Source organism: Corynebacterium sp. EPI-003-04-2554_SCH2473622, from assembly GCF_001665955.1.
Taxonomy (GTDB): domain Bacteria; phylum Actinomycetota; class Actinomycetes; order Mycobacteriales; family Mycobacteriaceae; genus Corynebacterium; species Corynebacterium pseudodiphtheriticum.
Map to the genome: position 1 here is coordinate 20525 of NZ_LZMN01000080.1, position 16961 is coordinate 37485.

The 16961-nt window shown below is 57.2% G+C and carries 16 protein-coding genes; 5 read left to right on the forward strand and 11 right to left on the reverse strand.

What is annotated here, in order from left to right; genetic code table 11:
• Nucleotides 1-37: 37 nt before the first annotated feature.
• From trpS to A5774_RS09455, 5 genes are all read right to left on the reverse strand, one after another.
• Entirely contained in the window at nt 38-1069 is a 1032-nt protein-coding gene (gene trpS / locus A5774_RS09435) for a tryptophan--tRNA ligase (RefSeq protein WP_027017575.1), read from the reverse strand.
• Between the two features lie 107 nt (nt 1070-1176).
• Entirely contained in the window at nt 1177-1368 is a 192-nt protein-coding gene (locus A5774_RS09440) for a hypothetical protein (protein WP_021351859.1), read from the reverse strand.
• A 55-nt stretch (nt 1369-1423) separates the two neighbouring features.
• Nucleotides 1424-2203, reverse strand: coding sequence for a trimeric intracellular cation channel family protein (locus tag A5774_RS09445; protein ID WP_021351860.1), 780 nt, complete (start codon nt 2201-2203; stop codon nt 1424-1426).
• Nucleotides 2204-2278: 75 nt separating this feature from the next.
• Nucleotides 2279-3214 carry an exodeoxyribonuclease III gene (locus A5774_RS09450; RefSeq protein WP_064834655.1) on the reverse strand — a complete coding sequence of 312 codons (936 nt, stop codon included), beginning with the start codon at nt 3212-3214 and terminating at the stop codon, nt 2279-2281.
• A 48-nt stretch (nt 3215-3262) separates the two neighbouring features.
• A complete protein-coding gene (locus tag A5774_RS09455; RefSeq protein ID WP_035000476.1) occupies nt 3263-4522 on the reverse strand; it encodes an MFS transporter in 1260 nt (419 codons plus the stop codon).
• A gap of 201 nt (nt 4523-4723) precedes the next feature.
• Between A5774_RS09455 and A5774_RS09460 the strand changes: the two genes are divergently transcribed.
• A complete protein-coding gene (locus A5774_RS09460) occupies nt 4724-6940 on the forward strand; it encodes an NADP-dependent isocitrate dehydrogenase (RefSeq protein WP_064834577.1) in 2217 nt (738 codons plus the stop codon).
• Nucleotides 6941-7254: 314 nt separating this feature from the next.
• Here the strand turns inward: A5774_RS09460 and A5774_RS09465 are convergent, their stop codons facing one another.
• Complete coding sequence (locus A5774_RS09465; RefSeq protein ID WP_064834579.1) at nt 7255-8607, reverse strand: septum formation initiator; 1353 nt, start codon at nt 8605-8607, stop codon at nt 7255-7257.
• A gap of 242 nt (nt 8608-8849) precedes the next feature.
• Here A5774_RS09465 and A5774_RS09470 point away from each other — a divergent pair, with 242 nt between their 5' ends.
• From A5774_RS09470 to A5774_RS09480, 3 genes are all read left to right on the forward strand, one after another.
• A complete protein-coding gene (locus tag A5774_RS09470; protein ID WP_064834581.1) occupies nt 8850-9968 on the forward strand; it encodes a homoserine O-acetyltransferase in 1119 nt (372 codons plus the stop codon).
• Between the two features lie 121 nt (nt 9969-10089).
• Nucleotides 10090-11193 carry an SWIM zinc finger domain-containing protein gene (locus tag A5774_RS09475; RefSeq protein ID WP_064834583.1) on the forward strand — a complete coding sequence of 368 codons (1104 nt, stop codon included), beginning with the start codon at nt 10090-10092 and terminating at the stop codon, nt 11191-11193.
• A gap of 29 nt (nt 11194-11222) precedes the next feature.
• On the forward strand, nt 11223-11744 hold the full coding sequence (locus A5774_RS09480) for a gluconokinase (RefSeq protein WP_156519606.1): 522 nt from the start codon (nt 11223-11225) through the stop codon (nt 11742-11744).
• Here A5774_RS09480 and A5774_RS09485 read toward each other — a convergent pair.
• The 3 genes from A5774_RS09485 to A5774_RS09495 are packed head-to-tail and all read right to left on the reverse strand — an operon-like array spanning nt 11731 to nt 14429.
• On the reverse strand, nt 11731-13113 hold the full coding sequence (locus A5774_RS09485; protein WP_064834657.1) for a GntP family permease: 1383 nt from the start codon (nt 13111-13113) through the stop codon (nt 11731-11733). The genes A5774_RS09480 and A5774_RS09485 overlap by 14 nt on opposite strands.
• Nucleotides 13114-13171: 58 nt before the next feature.
• Nucleotides 13172-13588, reverse strand: a complete 417-nt coding sequence (locus tag A5774_RS09490) for a DUF3017 domain-containing protein (RefSeq protein WP_082936197.1) — start codon at nt 13586-13588, stop codon at nt 13172-13174.
• On the reverse strand, nt 13578-14429 hold the full coding sequence (locus tag A5774_RS09495; RefSeq protein WP_156519607.1) for a bifunctional methylenetetrahydrofolate dehydrogenase/methenyltetrahydrofolate cyclohydrolase: 852 nt from the start codon (nt 14427-14429) through the stop codon (nt 13578-13580). Before A5774_RS09495 ends, A5774_RS09490 begins: the two co-directional genes overlap by 11 nt.
• Before the next feature lie 23 nt (nt 14430-14452).
• On the opposite strand from A5774_RS09495, the gene A5774_RS09500 reads away from it, so the two are divergent.
• On the forward strand, nt 14453-14923 hold the full coding sequence (locus A5774_RS09500; protein WP_027017566.1) for a tRNA (cytidine(34)-2'-O)-methyltransferase: 471 nt from the start codon (nt 14453-14455) through the stop codon (nt 14921-14923).
• Here the strand turns inward: A5774_RS09500 and A5774_RS09505 are convergent.
• Both A5774_RS09505 and A5774_RS09510 read right to left on the reverse strand, forming a co-directional pair.
• Nucleotides 14920-16500: a PH domain-containing protein gene (locus tag A5774_RS09505; protein WP_082936198.1), complete on the reverse strand. Its 1581-nt coding sequence runs from the start codon at nt 16498-16500 to the stop codon at nt 14920-14922. The two genes, A5774_RS09500 and A5774_RS09505, sit on opposite strands and share 4 nt — an antisense overlap.
• Nucleotides 16497-16946, reverse strand: coding sequence for a PH domain-containing protein (locus A5774_RS09510; protein WP_021351879.1), 450 nt, complete (start codon nt 16944-16946; stop codon nt 16497-16499). The genes A5774_RS09505 and A5774_RS09510 overlap by 4 nt, the downstream gene beginning before the upstream one ends.
• Nucleotides 16947-16961 lie beyond the last annotated feature (15 nt).

Consider the following 16961-nt stretch of genomic DNA (forward strand, 5'->3'; position numbering starts at 1 on the left):
CTGTGAGAGCTGCTTGTTCACTCTAACGCATCCTGGACTAGCGTATCTTCGCTGGCAGGAAACCCACCTTGTCGTAAACGTCGGCAAGCACTCCAGCAGCCACTTCCCGGGCGCGCTCGGCTCCATCGGCAAGAATTTGGCCCAACTGTGCGCGATCATCCATGAGTTCGTCGTAACGAGCACGCAGCGGAGTGGTGAATTCTTCCAACGCGTCCGCAGTATCGACCTTTAGATGGCCATACCCTTTGCCCTCGTAAGAGGCGATCAGCTCGTCAACAGAAGTGCCGGTAAGCGCAGACTGGATGGTCAGGAGGTTGGACACCCCGGGCTGCTGCTCACGATCAAAAGCAATAACGCCGCGGTCATCAGTGACCGCTGATTTCAGGCGCTTCGCCGAGGTCTTCGGCGGATCCAGCAGGTTAATCAACCCCTTCGGATGTGGAGTGGATTTCGACATTTTGATCGTCGGATCCTGCAAATCATAAATCTTGGCCGAACCTTCTGGGATGAACGGCTCGGGAACCTCAAAGGTGCTGCCAAAACGGGTGTTGAAACGTTCCGCCAGGTTACGGGTGAGTTCCAAATGCTGGCGCTGATCTTCACCAACCGGTACGCACTGCGGACGGTAAAGCAAAATGTCAGCGGCCATGAGCATCGGATAAGTAAACAAGCCCACCGACGTGCGCTCCTCGCCCTGCTTAGCGGACTTATCTTTAAACTGCGTCATGCGTGCAGCCTCGCCGTAGCCAGTCAGGCACTGCAGCACCCAATTCAGCTCAGCATGTTCCGGCACATGCGACTGGATAAACAATGTGGAACGCTCCGGATCAATCCCCAAAGCGATCAATTGCGCGACACCAGCGAAAGTACGCTCGCGCAGCTGTTTCGGATCCTGCTCCACCGTCAATGCGTGCATATCTGGGATGAAATAAAACGCGTCGAAGTCATTTTGCAGCTCAATCCACTGCTTGAGCGCTCCGAGGTAATTACCCAGATGATACGAGTCTGCGGTTGGCTGAATGCCAGACAGCACGCGTGGTTTGTCGGTTGTAGGCACCGATGCAGTCATCTTCTTATCCTTTACTGAAAAACGAATGGTTTCTGGCACGCAAAAACCCTGCTGGCGGGAGTGCAACCAGCAGGGCGCGAAGCTAACGGTAGCTAGTGGGTATTCAGCTAAACCTTGCGCGAAGTTGGATCATAGAGATCCAGCGCAGTGGCGAAAGCAGCAACGAGGAACGCGCCGCCTACACCCATGGTGATACCTGAAACCAGCCCTGCCATGGAATACTGCACGTTCAGGTACCAGACAATCGAACCGGCCAAAATGGCGATGCCGATGATCAGCCAGGATAAAACGCGAATCATACTGAATTCTCTTTCCGCTCAGCGTCAGAAGTTAAGTTCCTTTTATGCTAGCAGGTTAGTCGCTTTCCGACGATTTTGGCTGCTTATTATCAGGGTTCTTAGTTTTCTTCGAGGCCTCCGGTTTGATCCCCCTAGCAACCTTTGATTTCGCTTTCCGCGCGGTTTCGCGCACAAACTGCGCCGATAGGCGCAGGCGCGGATCCACCGGCTGGTTTTCGTCGTTATACGCGAAAATTGGCATGGACTTGTTGTACTTCACTGCCCACATGCGCACGGCAAAAGTCACGATCAGCCCCGCGGGAATCACCACTGCCGGTGGGGCACCTAATTGTTCCAAGACCATATAAGTCACCGAGCCGATCAGTGCGCAGGCTGCATACAAATCGCCCATGAATACTAGCGGCACACGGTCGCTTAAGATATCGCGCAAAATTCCGCCGAAGACACCGGTACAAATCGCGGCCACGATAGCGATCAATGGCCCATGGCCTTCCGACAACGCCACCTGGGTACCCAACACCGTGAAGGCGGCCAACCCCACCGCATCAAGCGCCAAAAAGAGCGAACGGAAATAGTGCATGAAAAACGACAGCGAAACAGTGATCGCCGCAGCTGCCAGTACGACAATCAAATACACCGGATTTTCCACCCACACCAGCGGGTAATGCCCAAGTAACACGTCACGCACTGTTCCCCCACCGAAGGCAGTGATAGCGGCGAGCAGCGAGACGGCGAAAAAATCCAGGCGCTGGCGGCCAGCAGACAAAGCTGCGGTCATGGCCTCTGCGGAAATACCGACGACATATGTCGCGGTCAATAACGTCGTCACGGTCATTGATGCACGTCCTTTACATGAGCTGGAATCGAAGCTGAGGCTGCGCTAGAACGCAGCTGGAGCTCCAAGCCGAACTTAGTGAAATTCCACCAACAACGGCGAGTGATCCGACCAACGTTGCTCGACCGTCGGGGCCTTTTCTACCCAGGTTCGTTGCGCGCGTTCCAGCATGGCGCGAGTAGCAGCCTGATAATCAATGCGCCATCCCGCGTTGTTGTTAAAAGCCTGACCGCGGTAGGTCCACCAGGTATACGGGCCGTCTTGTTCCGGATCTGGGTTGAGACGACGCGCCAGGTCAAACCACTGCGGGTCGGTGGTCGGTTCACGTCGGGTGTGTGCCGAATAATCAACTACGCCTTGATAGTCACCAAGAAACTTCTTCTCTTGCGGGGCAGCATCAGGAAACGCCCCGAAGACGGAATCAAAAAAGGCGCGTTCTTCCGGCAAATGGCCGGAGACCTTTTCATTAGGCTTGTTGTTTTTCAGATCTTGGCTGCGGTGGCAAATATTCCAGTCCCCACCGATGACCATGTTCTCGTGTGCAGCTGCACGCTGGTTCAAAATCGAATCAAATTCATCCAAGAAAGCATATTTTTCGTCTTGCTTAGCTGTCCCCTGCGCGCCGGAAGGCAAATACAGCGAGGCGACGCGGACATCACCAAAGCTAGAACCCAGAGTGCCCTCGATCCAACGACCGGCATTATTAAACGCACTGTCGCCGCCAAAGCCCACCTGGACGTCGGCAAGCGGACTCCGTGATAAAATTCCCACCCCGGCGCGACCCTTGGCCTCGGCATCAGCCACTACCAGGTGCCAGCCAGATTCCAGAGCAGGGGCTAATGCCTTTTCGGTTTGTTCCGGGGTCGCGCGGACTTCCTGCATGAGGACGACGTCGGCACTGGTATTTTCCAACCAGTGATTCATCCCCAGGTTATCGTCGTTACGTTTCTTGCAGGCGGCGCGGATGCCGTTGACGTTAACTGTGGCTATCGTCAGTTGAGGTTCAGACATGGCACCCACTGTATAGGGTGGGCGTCACAGTGTGGAAACTAACCGGTCTTAGTGAACAGCTTGTCCCGTTTTAGTGAAGGACTTGTGGCGCAACCAAATAGTCGGAAACCAAATAACGATTGCAGCAATGGCCAAAGCGGCACCAGCAAGCGATGGAGCGCTGTAGCTGTAACCGGCGGAAATCACCGCACCACCCAGCGCAGCACCCGCAGCATTCGCCATGTTCAGTGCGGAATGGTTCAACGCAGCAGCCAGAGTCTGCGCGTCGCCAGCGGTATCCATCAAACGAATCTGCAGCGATGGCACCAGCGTCGAACCGAAAAAACCTACCAGGCCGAAGTTGATGGTACCTAACCACGGATTCGACGAGGTGAAATAGAACGCAACCAGCACCAGGCAGATCATCGCCAAAGCAAACAGGATGCCTTTTTCCAAGTTCCAGTCAGCAACGCGCCCACCGAACCAAGTGCCCGCAACCATACCAATGCCGTAAGCCATGAGGACCACCCACATCAGTGACGGATCCAGCCCAGCTTGTTCGGTCATCGTCCAGGAGATGTAGGTGTAGACCGCGAACATGCCGCCGAAACCAACGGTGCCCATCGCCAGGGTGAGCCATACCTGGCCACGCTGCAATGCGCCCAACTCCGTACGAACCGAGGTCGCACCCATGCGCACCATGTGCGGCATCAGGTACCACAACGACAGCAGCGTAATAACGCCAACAGCCGTGACGAAAACGTACGACGCGTGCCAGCCAAAGGCTTGCCCCAGCGCCTGTGCTGCAGGAACACCGCCGACGGTGGCAAAGGACAGCCCCATCGAGACAAAGGAAATCGCACGTCCGCGTTCACCCTCCGGCGCCATCGAAGCCGCGGCCAAACCCGCCACCGAGAAATATGCGCCATGTGGCAAACCCGCAAGAAAACGGGCTGCAAGTAAGAATTCATAGCTCGGCGCGATGACCGACAAGAAGTTTCCTGCGATGAACGCACCAACCAGCAGAAGCAGCAACCGTCGCCGGGGAATCTTTCCTGTGACAGCAGTGATCGCCGGCGCACCGATGACGACGCCCAACGCGTACAGGGAAATGATGCGTCCCGCAGAGTCTTCCGTGACCCCGAAATCCTCGGCGATCAGCGACAACAAACCCATGGACACGAATTCGGTAACTCCAATACCGAATCCACCCAGCCCCAGGGCAACCATGACGATATAACGTCGTTTCTCTGTGATCTCAGTTTGCCGTGGCAGGGCTCGACGACGAGGGGCAGAAGCAATCTTGCGCAAATGACTCAGGTGTGGCACGCATGTGACCCTACGCCGAAAAACATGCAGGTGCCTAGTTTCCCGTTTGTTGTGTGTTATGCGCCACGACAACACACGGCGTTGGGCCAGCTTCATGGCGTTTATGGCTGACAATCTTTATGGCCTTTACGGCAGACGATTGCTTTTGTAGGTAACCTGGTACCGCGACATTTTAGTGACGAAAATTTTAAGGAGTCTGAGATGGCGAAGATTATTTGGACCCGTACCGACGAAGCCCCTCTGCTGGCAACCTACTCATTCAAGCCAGTAGTCGAGGCTTTTGCTTCCACTGCGAATATTGATGTTGAAACTGCCGATATCTCCCTGGCTGGTCGTATCATCTCCCAGTTCCCAGAGCGTTTGACTGAAGAGCAGAAAATGGACGACGCCCTGGCACAACTCGGCGAACTGGCTCAGAAGCCAGAAGCGAACATCATCAAGCTGCCAAATATCTCAGCTTCCCTCGTGCAGCTAAAGAACGCCATCAAGGAACTCCAGGAAGGCGGCTACGACCTTCCTGATTACCCAGACAAGCCCGCTAACGCCGAAGAAGAAGACATCCGCAACCGCTATGACTCGGTGAAGGGTTCTGCCGTAAACCCAGTGCTACGCGAGGGCAACTCTGACCGCCGCGCACCACAGGCTGTCAAGAACTTCACCAAGAAGCACCCGCACTCCATGCAGGACTGGCCAACAGATTCCAAGTCCGCCGTGGCCACCATGGATGCCAACGACTTCGCACACAACGAGAAGTCCGTCATCATCGACGGCGACGACGAATTGAAGTTTGTCCTCAAGGCCGCCGACGGCTCCGAAAAGGTACTGAAGGAAGGTCTGAAGGTTGAAGACCGCGAAGTAGTCGACGCCACCTTCATGTCTGCGAAAGCCTTGGATGATTTCTTGCGCGAGCAGGTCGCTTACGCCAAGGAAAATAACCTTCTGTTCTCGGCTCACTTGAAGGCCACCATGATGAAGGTCTCCGACCCGATTCTATTCGGCCACGTGGTACGTGCGTACTTCCACGAAGTTTTTGAGAAGTACGGCGAAGAGCTGATCGAAGCCGGGCTGAATGGCGAGAACGGCCTGGGCCATATCCTGGAAAACCTGGACAAGCTGGACAACGGCGACGAGATCAAGCAGGCCTTCGACAAGGCGCAGGAAGACGGCGCCCCGCTGGCTTACGTCAATTCCCACAAGGGAATCACCGCCTTGCACGTGCCTTCGGATGTCATCGTGGACGCTTCCATGCCTGCAATGATGAAGACCGGCGGACAGATGTGGAACAAGAACGACGAAACCCAGGACGCCTTGGCTATCATCCCGGATTCTTCCTACGCCGGTGTGTACCAGACCGTCATCGAGGATTCCCAGGCGAACGGCCAGTACGACCCAACCACCCTGGGTACCGTTCCAAACGTGGGCCTGATGGCCAAGAAGGCCGAAGAATACGGCTCCCACGACAAGACCTTCAAGATCCCCTCTGCAGGCACCGTCGAGGTGCGCAACAGCGCCGGTGAGGTTCTGATCTCCCACGACGTGGAAGAAAACGATATCTGGCGCGCCACCCAAACCAAGGATGAGCCAATCCAGGACTGGGTCAAGCTGGCTGTTTCCCGTGCGCGTACTTCCGGCATGCCAGCCATCTTCTGGTTGGATGAAAACCGCGGCCACGACGCCACCCTGATCAAGCTGGTGAACAAGTACCTCGAAGATCACGACACCGAGGGCTTGGACATCACCATCATGGATCCGGTCTCTGCCACCAAGAAGTCCGTCGAGCGCATGCGCAACGGTGAGGACACCATCTCCGTAACCGGTAACGTGCTGCGTGATTACAACACCGACCTGTTCCCTATCTTGGAACTGGGTACTTCCGCGAAGATGCTGTCGGTAGTTCCGCTGATGGCTGGCGGCGGACTGTTCGAGACCGGTGCTGGCGGTTCCGCTCCGAAGCACGTGCAGCAGGTTCTGGAAGAAAACCACCTGCGCTGGGACTCCCTGGGGGAATTCCTGGCGTTGGCGGAGTCCTTCCGTCACGAGGCTTCCAAGAACGACAACGCGAAGGCCTCTGTTTTGGCCTCGACGCTGGACAAGGCCACCGAGAAGCTTCTCGACGAGGGCAAGTCGCCTTCCCGCAAGGTAGGCGAAATCGACAACCGTGGTTCTCACTTCTACCTGGCGATGTACTGGGCTCAGGAACTGGCAGCACAGTCGGAGGATTCTGAGCTGGCTGAGCACTTCGCCCCAATCGCGGAGAAGTTCTCCGAAGCTGCTGACAAGATCGATGCCGAGCTTATGGAAGTTCAGGGCGACAGCGCTGATTTGGGTGGCTACTTCCAGCCATCCGACGACAAGGCTTCCAAGGTCATGCGCCCATCGGCTACCTACAACCAGCTGATGGAAGATCTGAAGAAGTAAAACCTCACGAGTAGCTGCGGTGTCTGCGCCGGATATCCGGCGCAGACACACATTTAAAGCTTAAAGCGCCCGAGGCTGGGTTTTGCCTCGGGCGCTTTTTGGTGCCCGGTTGCTCGCGGTTTAGTGCTGGCCGGATAATGACGCGCTGGATAATGCCTGGATACTGCTTGGTTATTCGCGGTTTGGTGCGTTTTTACAAATAGTGCAGCAAAACAGGGGCTTTTTTCGCGCCTATTTGTAAAAACGCACCACTAGCTTCGGCCTACAAAAGTTTTCACCTGGACTTTCGCGGAACCCACGCCCCGCAGCCTTGCTTAACCCACCAGGTTGCGCAACACGTCCCAGAAGGTTCCGACCATCACAACCACACCGATAATGACCACAAACCAGTTGCTGACTACCGGCCGGAAACGATTGAGCGCATCGATGCGGTAGATGGCCCACACTGGCAGCAAGTAAGTCATGAAGCCCATGAAAATACCACCGATCAAGGTGATCATGTCCAAAATGGATGGGTTGATGATCGCCACGGCCGTGACCACGATAAAAACGAACAGGTAGATAGCAATGGCCACGGTGCGTGGTTTGGTATCCCGCATGAGCCTTGGGGCCACAAGTTTGCCAAAGTAACGGGTGCCTTCCACCGTCGCCAGCAGGTGGCCGAAGTAGGACGAGACGATCGCACAGATAACCACGATTGGTGCAATATAGGCCAAGAATTGCGTGCCAGTTTCGTTTGCCAGATAAGACAGCACCGGAATGTTCTGCTCGTAGGCTTCCTCCATGCCATCAGCGCCCAGCGCAAGTGCCGAAGACCAGACGAAAAACATGGTGAAAACCGTCAGCAGCGCGGTAGCAATTAGGACGATCTTCGACGATTGCTTTTCGGCGTCGTCGCCGTAAAAGCGCTCTGTATCCAGCACGAACTGCGAAATTGCCGCCAGGAAGCTAAACGAAAACACCAACACGGGCATGATCAGGATGATATCGCCAAGGTTAGCGACGAAACCGTCGGCGCTGTAGTGGTAGAACGAGCTGAAATCCCATTGCGGGATCAAATACAGCGAGACAGCGGCCAGCGCCACGATCAACGGGTAGATCACAAATTGCGCGACTAGCAACGCAGCGTTGCGGCCCAAGGCGAAGCCGAGTGTCATCAAGCCAACGCAGAGCGTCGCCAAGATTGGGCGTGAGATTTCTGGTCCGTTCAGCTGGTTTTGGATGAAGCTGTCGACGGTGTTGGTGATGGAAATGCCGTAGATCATGACGATCGGGAACACCGTGAACCAGTAGATCAGAGCGATCAGAATACCGATGTTTTTGCCGAAGAAGCCCGTGACCACTTCCAGCACGTCTTGGCCTTGTTGCGAGGAGCCACTGAGCATGCGCGCGTAGGCACGGTGTGACAGAAATGCCATGGGGCCGATCATGAGTGTGGCCACCAGCAGCGGCCAGAAACCGAAACTACCGGCGTTAATAGGTAAGAAAAGGATACCGGCACCTACGGCAGTACCAAACAGCGCCAGGGCCCATTTCGCATTGTTGGGCTTTTCGCCACGGACGTCCTGATCGTGGCCAGGATCGGTTGTTGTCCCGGGGTCGCCAGCTGTACCTTGGCCGCCTGCGGTTTCGGTTTGCGCTGAAGCGGGAGTGTGTTTTTCGCTCACGAGCTGGAGCCTTTCCGTCGTCAAGAATGATTATTAATAATCACAGATTGTTGAGCAGTCCACACCATTATGTCAGCCACATCACAAGAATGGAAAACCAGATCTGAAACACAGCTACATCAGCTACATCTGACTTGCCGACGAACACCGCCGCGGAAGCAGAATATAATTCTATAAGTAGACAGCTCTGTTCATCTAGACTGTGTGAAGCAAGTTACCGTCCACGTCGGAAAGCGACAGATATGCCTCACACCACGCCTTTTGGCCCAACCTCCACGCTGAACCACGCCAGCATCGGCGAATTCCGCACGGAAGCTGGCGCCATGATGGATGAGGTCACGCTGGGATATCACGTCTTTGGAGCTTTCCGGGGTGAGTTGGACGGACCCAATAACGTCATCCTGATCGAGCATGCCCTGACTGGCTCCTCCGACGTCGCGGATTGGTGGGGTGAATTGCTCGGCCCCGGGCGAGCTCTCGATACTTCGCGCTGGTGCTTCATCTGTGTCAATGCGCTGGGCGGCTGCCACGGTTCCACCGGCCCATCCAGCATTGCCTCCGACGGCCGGGCATGGGGTTCGCGCTTCCCGGCAGTATCGATCCGGGATATTGTCGCCGCGGAACGTCGGCTGCTCGACAAGCTCGGGTTGGAAAAGGTCCACGCCGTTATTGGCGGCTCCATGGGCGGTGCCCGCGCGCTCGAGTGGTCACTACTCTACCCAGAAATGATGGATGCGGTATGCATCCTGGCGGTATCCGCCCGTGCTTCTGGTTGGCAGATTGGCATTCAGTGCGCACAGATTTCCGCCATTGAGCGCGACATCAACTGGCACGGTGGCGACTACCACGACACCGACGACTACCCTCTCGAAGGTCTGTGCGCCGCCCGCCGGATCGCACACCTGACTTACCGTGGCGAGCAGGAGATCGACGAACGCTTCGGCTCCGATGCGAACGAAGGCGAAAACCCCTTCGGCGAATTCCGTGACCCTACCCAGCGCTTCGCGGTCAATAGCTACCTGGAATACCAGGGCATCAAGCTGTCGGAACGCTTCGATGCCGGTTCCTACGTCGCACTCACCGAGGCGCTTAACCGGCACGATATTGGGCGCGGGCGTGGCGGTCTCAATCGCGCCCTCGGACGTTCGACCGTGCCGACGATGATCATTGGCGTCGACACGGACATTTTGTACCCATATCACCAGCAGGAACATCTCTCGCGGAATATTGGCAACTTCTTGGGCATGGCGAAGATTGTCTCGCCGGTTGGCCACGACGCGTTCCTAACGGAAACCCGGCAGTTAGATCGCATTTTCCGGAAGTTTTTCAAGCTATCCCTGCCGGAGCCCTACAGTATTTAAACTTGCCCGCCCTGGTCGGTCTATCCGCCATGGGGCTCCGCGGGTGTGCGAATATTCATTAATTAGCAAACATATTCGACAATGTGGGGCTGTGTGTGCAGCAGCACCCTATTCTTAAGTTATGTCGTTGCCACAGCAGTCTTATTTAATTAACCTCCTTACTCGTACTTACATCGCCGCCCACACAGATTCGGGAAGCTTCCACAAGGGATCAAAAATTGATTCCACAGCAATTTCCGGCCACACAGTGACCGACAAATCTATTAAAGCTTTCGTGCAGGGATCGGCAATCCATCCCTATGAGGTGCACATCAAGCTGGTCGAAGGAACGCCCATCACCTATTGCACCTGCCCTGTGCAGCACCAATGGTGCAAGCACTGCGTCGCCGTCGGTTTACGCAGCATCGCATTATTTCAAGCGTCTGAGGATCGTTTCCTAGAAAACTTCGTCGACACCGCGAGCCCTAGTGAAATCGTTAGTGCATTCCGGAAAATTTTTCAGTGGGAACCACAGGTCCAGCTCCCGCTACAGCTACATGTCTTGGCGCATACTGGCACGACCGTGAGCATTTCGGAGTTTCTCGAAGATCACCTTGGCAAAGCCATTGGGAGCTTTCTGCCGCCGCGGTGGACAGAAAGCAGCCCGCCATCTGGGGCTGGTGCGCACTCAAGTCTGAACGCGGGCGTCGGCAAGCGCGAACAAACTGCTCGGTTTGAAGAAATGATGGTGATTTTTCGGCATTTCCTTGACCATGGGCATACAGAATTGATGCTTCCGTACCTCGAGGAATTCATAAAGCAACTTGCCAGCAACCGTACGCTGAGCCTGGCAGGAAGTAAGGCTGCGAAAAATACGCTGAACGATGCTCTTGCCCTGCATTTATCCGCAGCCAAGGCTGTGGTGAGCTCAGCGAATGCGTCTGCTGGGGCGGAAATCGCGCGGTGGATAACCTGGACCTATTTTTTCAGCGAAGATATTACGCCACGTCTGCCCATCTACGCTGCCGAGAAAGCACTGGGGCAGGCGAGCATAGACTACTGCGTGAATTTCGCGTTCTTGGCAGAAGGCTACTACGGCAAAGACCACCCGCGTCTGTGGCCGTACCTGCGCGACGTCATCTCGATCACGGCACCGGCGCAAGCGAGTGCGATTACGTCGTACGCAGCAAGTTTGGGCTTGCCACCACACAACAACGCTGAGTCACAACAACACAGCCGCCAGTGAGGTTCCCGGCAGGTGTTAGGATCACCAACATGCCTGAACATGCACCGGATACACCACTGCCCCATCACATCGTAGTGATGGGGGTTTCTGGGAGCGGGAAGACCACCGTCGGCGCGGAACTGGCAAACCTTTTAGGGCTGGTTTACCTCGACGGGGATGATTTTCACCCGCAAGCCAATATCGACAAAATGGCCAGCGGCATCCCGCTTGACGACGCCGACCGCTGGCCGTGGTTGCGACGCGTCGGCAATTGGCTCGCCGAACAAGAACACGGCGCGATCGTTGCGTGCAGCGCGTTGAAGCACAGCTACCGCGAGGTATTGCTCTCTGAGTGCCCGGGCACCGTGTTTGTGCACTGCACAGGCTCACGCGAACTGCTGGAGCAACGCATGCTGGAGCGCACTAAGCATTTCATGCCGGCGCATTTGCTGGACTCGCAGCTAGCTACTTTGGAGCCGCTGCGTGCCGATGAACCCGGCGCGAGTTTTGATGTCGCCGAACCACCAACCCTGGTGGCGGAGGCAATGAAGGACTGGATTACAGCGCGCTGACGCCGTAGATCACCATAACCAGAGCGAAACCGATAATGGAGATCAGTGTTTGATTCACCGTCCAGGTCTTCAGAGTAGTCGCGGTATCCATGCCCATCAGTCTGCCCACCAGCCAGAAGCCAGAATCGTTGACGTGGGAGGCAATGACGGAACCGGCGGCCGTCGCCAAGACGATCAGTGCTAGCGCGACTTCGGAGTAATCCGCGGCAGCCACGCCCGGTGCCATCAGGGCTGCGGCCGTCGTCAAGGCGACAGTCGCCGAGCCTTGGGCAACGCGGAGTGCGGCAGCAATCAGGTAGGCGGCGAGAATCAACGGGATGCCCATGCCTTCCATGGATTCGGCGAGCGCGTCACCAATGCCCGAGGTACGCAATACGCCACCGAACATGCCGCCAGCGCCGGTGATCAGCACGACGGAACAGATAGGACCGAGCGCGCCGTCCATGGATTTTTCAATGGCTTCGCGGCTTACTCCCCTACGCAACCCCAACACAGCGATGGCTACGAATGCGGTAATCAGCAGGGCGATTGGGGTTTGTCCGAGGAAACGTAGGAACTGCACAAGCCCAGAATCACCGTCGATCCAGCCTGCGGTGGCGGCGGTGTTCGCGCCGGTGTTGCCGAAAATCAGGAGCATCGGCAGCAGCAGGATCGTAGCGACGGAACCAGCGCCCGCCGGGTTCTTCGGAGCCTCGGAGCGCGCGCCCAACAGCAAATCAGGTACCGGCAGCGGGAATTTGCGGCCCAGGAACTGCCCCCACACATAGCCAGAGATATACCACGTCGGCAAGGCGATAAGCAGGCCGAACGGCAAGATCAGCCCGATATCCGCATTGTAGAATTCGGCAGCTGCTACCGGCCCTGGGTGCGGTGGCAAGAAAACGTGGGTGACAGAAAACGCGCCGGCTGCCGGGATGCCGTAAGCCAGAATCGGGCCGTCCAGGCGTCGTGCGACCGCAAAGATGACCGGCAGCATAACGATGAGCCCGGCGTCGAAGAAAATGGGAAAGCCCATCAGCAGCGATGCCACACCCAGGGCAAACGGGGCACGCTTTTCACCGAATTTACGCACCAGCAATTCCGCCAGCGACTGCGCGCCACCGGAGTTTTCTACCAAACGACCAAGCATCGCCCCCAGACCGACCAACAAGGCCACCGATGCCAAGGTGGAGCCGAAGCCGTCGGTCATGGTCGGGACGACGCCTGCTAATGGGATACCCGTCGCCAAGGCCGTCAGTGCGGAGACGGTGATCAGGGTGATGAACGCGTGGATGCGGAAATAAATCACCAGCACCAAAATCGTTGCGACGGCTGCCGCGGCGATGGCTAAAAGCGGTGCTGTGCCCAGTGTGGGCTCCCAAGTATCCATTGGTGACATTGGTGCAACTTTCTACTATTTGCGGCGCACAACTAACTACACCGCACAACTAACTACCCAGTGCGTCGACTGAGGCGGATAAAAACATCAGCGCTGCCCCGGCAACAACGCTGAAAGCGGCGTCGAACCGGCGCGAACGCACAGCAAAGACGCCCAACTTCGCAGAGTCACAGGTCAGGCGCAGTGCTGCCAGCCAGAGCATCGCCACGCCCAGGGCAAACGTGGCTCGGCGCCAATGATCCGCGAACAAAAACCACGCGGCGGCGGCCAGCAGCACGATAAACGCAGCCATGCCAGACCATTGCAACCAACCAGGCACGCGGGAGGCAGCCAGGTTCAGGTCGTGTGGGTTGGCCAGGCCGCTGCGGTCTGCCTTCTTTTGGCGGGTCGTCAGGGATTGCGCACCGCCAGTGACTGGTTGGCCAGTGCGACGCCCAGCCTGGTGCGAGTGTGGTTTATCCGGCATGCAATTCTGCGCGCTCCACCACGTTGTGCACCAGGAAGGCACGGGTCAGCGGGCCCACGCCGCCGGGGTTGGGCGAGACCGCACCGGCTTTCTCCCAAACATCGGGGGCCACATCTCCGGCGAGTTTGCCGTCGACACGCGAAACGCCCACGTCCAGCACTGCAGCACCTTCTTTCACCATGTCTGCGGTGAGCATATGCGGCACGCCGGCAGCCGCGATGATGACATCAGCAGCTTTGGTTTCTGCGGCCAGGTCTTTGGTTCCGGTGTGGCACAGGGTGACAGTGGAGTTTTCGCTGCGACGCGTCAGCATCAGACCGATTGGGCGGCCCACGGTCACGCCACGGCCGATCACCACAACTTTTGCGCCATCAAGCTCGACGCCGAAACGGCGGAGCAGCGAAATGCAACCATTCGGGGTGCATGGCAGAGGCGCGTCCTCGTTGAGCACCAGCTTGCCCAGGTTCACTGGGTGCAGGCCGTCGGCGTCCTTTTCGGGGTCGATACGCTCCAGCACCTCGTTCTCGTTGAGGTGCTTCGGCAACGGCAACTGCACGATATAGCCGGTACAGGCTGGGTCCGCGTTGAGTTCATCGATGACAGCGAGCAATTCTTCCTGGCTGATATCGCCGGGCAGGTCACGACGGATCGAGTTGATGCCCAGAGCTTCACAGTCGCGGTGCTTCATTTTGACGTACCTGTGCGAGCCTGGATCATCACCCACCAACACCGTGGCCAGACCAGGGGTAATGCCCTTGTCGCGTAGCTTGTCGACGCGCTTTTTCAAGTCGTCGAAGATTTCGTCTCGGTAGAGTTTTCCATCCAATGTCAATGCAGTCACGGCTACCATTCTAGACTCTTGCCATGGCCGATTTGCATGTTGTCTTTGATAATCCGGTGATCCCCTCGAATACCGGCAACGCGATCCGCTTAGCTGCGGTAACCGGGGCCCACCTGCATTTGGTGGAGCCGCTGGGGTTCAATTTCGACGATAAACATTTGAAACGCGCGGGGCTGGATTATCACGATCTAGCGGATCTGCAGATTCACCCCAACTTGGACGCGTGTTTGGAATCGCTTGGCGACGGCCGGGTGTTTGCCTTTAGCACTGGTGCCAAAACCTTTCACACTGAGGTGAACTACCAGGACGGCGATATTTTGCTTTTTGGCACAGAACCCACCGGGCTGCCTGCCGAGGCGCTAGCGCACCCGCGGATAACCGAGCAGGTGCGCATCCCCATGCTGCCAGCGCGGCGGTCGATGAATTTGTCGAATTCTGCTGCCGTCGCGGTGTTTGAGGCGTGGCGACAGCTCGGCTTTGCCGGTGGAGTCTAGTGAAAAGTCCCCGCCTGTTCTAGTTCGGGCAACGTGCGCTGGCGCAAGTATTCCAGGAGTTCCTCGGCATCGTCTGGGGAAAGATCCGCGCCTACCATGCTCACTGGCCCGCCGACCAGGTCCAGGCGTAAACTGCGCAAACCAAGCAGCGCTTGTATCGGCCCCCTGCGCAACGAGAGCTCTTGGATGTGTGGCTCAGCGACGATGGCAACCTTGCGCCCAATTCGCCCGTGGTGGATGATCACGGCGTCGTCGACAAGCGTGACGCCCTGTTGTTGGTAATCAATCGGCGAGCACCAGCGCGCTTGCTTCGGCGAGGTGTACCGGGGGCGGGTGAAACCGTCTGACCGGGCAAACTCGGCGAGCTGCTCGTCGGCAAGCGGGGTGACCAGCGCGGCAATCTGTTGGGCCTGTTGTTTGCTGCCGACGGGCAGGATCATCGTGGAGCCGGAATCTTTGCCAGATAGTGCGCCATAACCTGCGACATCTACCTGCACGATCCACCAGCCGGTCAGCCGCCACAGGACGGGTTGGCGGATTTCGACGGCATGGATGCGGTTCAGTGGCACTGATTGCCGACGCCTGCTGGTGAGCCCATACGCGATGTCGAGGGACGGCGAGTTGTTCGGCCCGCCGGTCTCGTTGAGCGTGGCGGTGAATTGCCACGCATTGTTGATGTGGCCAAGCAACGCGCCCAGGGCGGCAAGGACGATGACGAAACTGGAGAAGACATTCAGAGCGGTAAACAGCTGAGAAAGCACGACGATAATCGCGATCATGGTGCTGGGACGCAGCACCATTGAGCCGAGCACCCGTCCGGTGGGGATCGGCGGGATGATTACGCGGTTCGGTTGCTCAGCGGCATGAGCCGGATGGGCGAGATCAGGCTTGTGTGCTTGCGCGGCATCACCGGCTGGGGTTTCTACTGACGCGGCTTCCGGTGCACCGGGTTCTGCGATGCCCGAGTGCGCGATATCAGGCTCGGTTGATTTTTCACCACGCACGCGCTGCAGAACTTCCGCGCGTAGGCGTTCTGCTTGTTTCTTGCGCAAATATTCGACTTCAATCACAGAATCCGAGCCGCCGGCGGTCTCGACGCGGACTTTCGCGAGGCCAAAGATGCGAGCAATAAACGGCTCGACGATGTCGACGGCTTGGATTCGGTTGAATCGCGCTGAGCGCACTTGGGTAGAAAACACGCCCTTTTTGCGCGCGATTTCTTCGTCGTCAAGCCGGAAACCCATGGCCCGCCACCAGAAATAAGACAGCCCCACGACAAGTACCGCGATGCCGAGCAGAATCGCGGTGCCAATGAGCAGGTCGGTCAGGTGTTCGCCATCTGCCCAACTGGAGACCGCGTTGATAATCGTCGAGTTAACGTTGACGAAAATGACGACGGCCAAACCAACCAACACCGACCAGAATTCCAGGATCGGGGTGAGGAAGTGCACTCGGTGCCACTGCTGCTGGTTGGCTCGTGCCTCGGCCGGTGGCTGTGCGTCTGCTGGTTCTGCGGCGGTTGGGTGCGAACCGGTGGGGTGTTGCCCGTGTGGCTGAGGGTTTTCTGCTGAACTCATAGGCCGCTCATCCTCTCACGGGCCTTTTCGGACAGGCGCTGCCGCAGCGCGTCTGCGTCGGCAGCTTCTAGCCCGGGGACATCGGAATCGGACGAAGACGAAGCCGTGTGTAGCTTCACGTTTTTTAAACCAAAGATTTTATCGATGGGGCCTGCAGAAACATCCACGAATTGAATCCGCCCATATGGCACGACGGTGAAGGTGTGCCAGATTTTACCGCGGGTGATCAGAAGTTCGTCGTCGGTTTCTTTCCAACCAAGCAGTTTTACCTGCCGTGGAATAAGCCATATGCGAAAGAGGACGAAGACGATTATGACGGCGGTGGCGATCCATAACCAACCGCTCCAGAACACGGCGGCTGCGATGGAAGCACCAATAAATAACACGGCCCAGGGCAGACCTGAAAGATAACGCGCTTTGATCAGTTTCCTCGACACTGGGTTCATGGCAACCCAGGTTAC

Bases quoted from the DNA above. Each gene is read 5' to 3' on its own strand.
- trpS (WP_027017575.1), bottom strand. From the start codon at position 1,069: ATGACTGCATCGGTGCCTACAACCGACAAACCACGCGTGCTGTCTGGC.
- A5774_RS09440 (WP_021351859.1), bottom strand. From the start codon at position 1,368: ATGATTCGCGTTTTATCCTGGCTGATCATCGGCATCGCCATTTTGGCC.
- A5774_RS09445 (WP_021351860.1), bottom strand. From the start codon at position 2,203: ATGACCGTGACGACGTTATTGACCGCGACATATGTCGTCGGTATTTCC.
- A5774_RS09450 (WP_064834655.1), bottom strand. From the start codon at position 3,214: ATGTCTGAACCTCAACTGACGATAGCCACAGTTAACGTCAACGGCATC.
- A5774_RS09460 (WP_064834577.1), top strand. From the start codon at position 4,724: ATGGCGAAGATTATTTGGACCCGTACCGACGAAGCCCCTCTGCTGGCA.
- A5774_RS09470 (WP_064834581.1), top strand. From the start codon at position 8,850: ATGCCTCACACCACGCCTTTTGGCCCAACCTCCACGCTGAACCACGCC.
- A5774_RS09475 (WP_064834583.1), top strand. From the start codon at position 10,090: ATGTCGTTGCCACAGCAGTCTTATTTAATTAACCTCCTTACTCGTACT.
- A5774_RS09480 (WP_156519606.1), top strand. From the start codon at position 11,223: ATGCCTGAACATGCACCGGATACACCACTGCCCCATCACATCGTAGTG.
- A5774_RS09485 (WP_064834657.1), bottom strand. From the start codon at position 13,113: ATGGATACTTGGGAGCCCACACTGGGCACAGCACCGCTTTTAGCCATC.
- A5774_RS09490 (WP_082936197.1), bottom strand. From the start codon at position 13,588: ATGCCGGATAAACCACACTCGCACCAGGCTGGGCGTCGCACTGGCCAA.
- A5774_RS09500 (WP_027017566.1), top strand. From the start codon at position 14,453: ATGGCCGATTTGCATGTTGTCTTTGATAATCCGGTGATCCCCTCGAAT.
- A5774_RS09505 (WP_082936198.1), bottom strand. From the start codon at position 16,500: ATGAGTTCAGCAGAAAACCCTCAGCCACACGGGCAACACCCCACCGGT.
- A5774_RS09510 (WP_021351879.1), bottom strand. From the start codon at position 16,946: ATGAACCCAGTGTCGAGGAAACTGATCAAAGCGCGTTATCTTTCAGGT.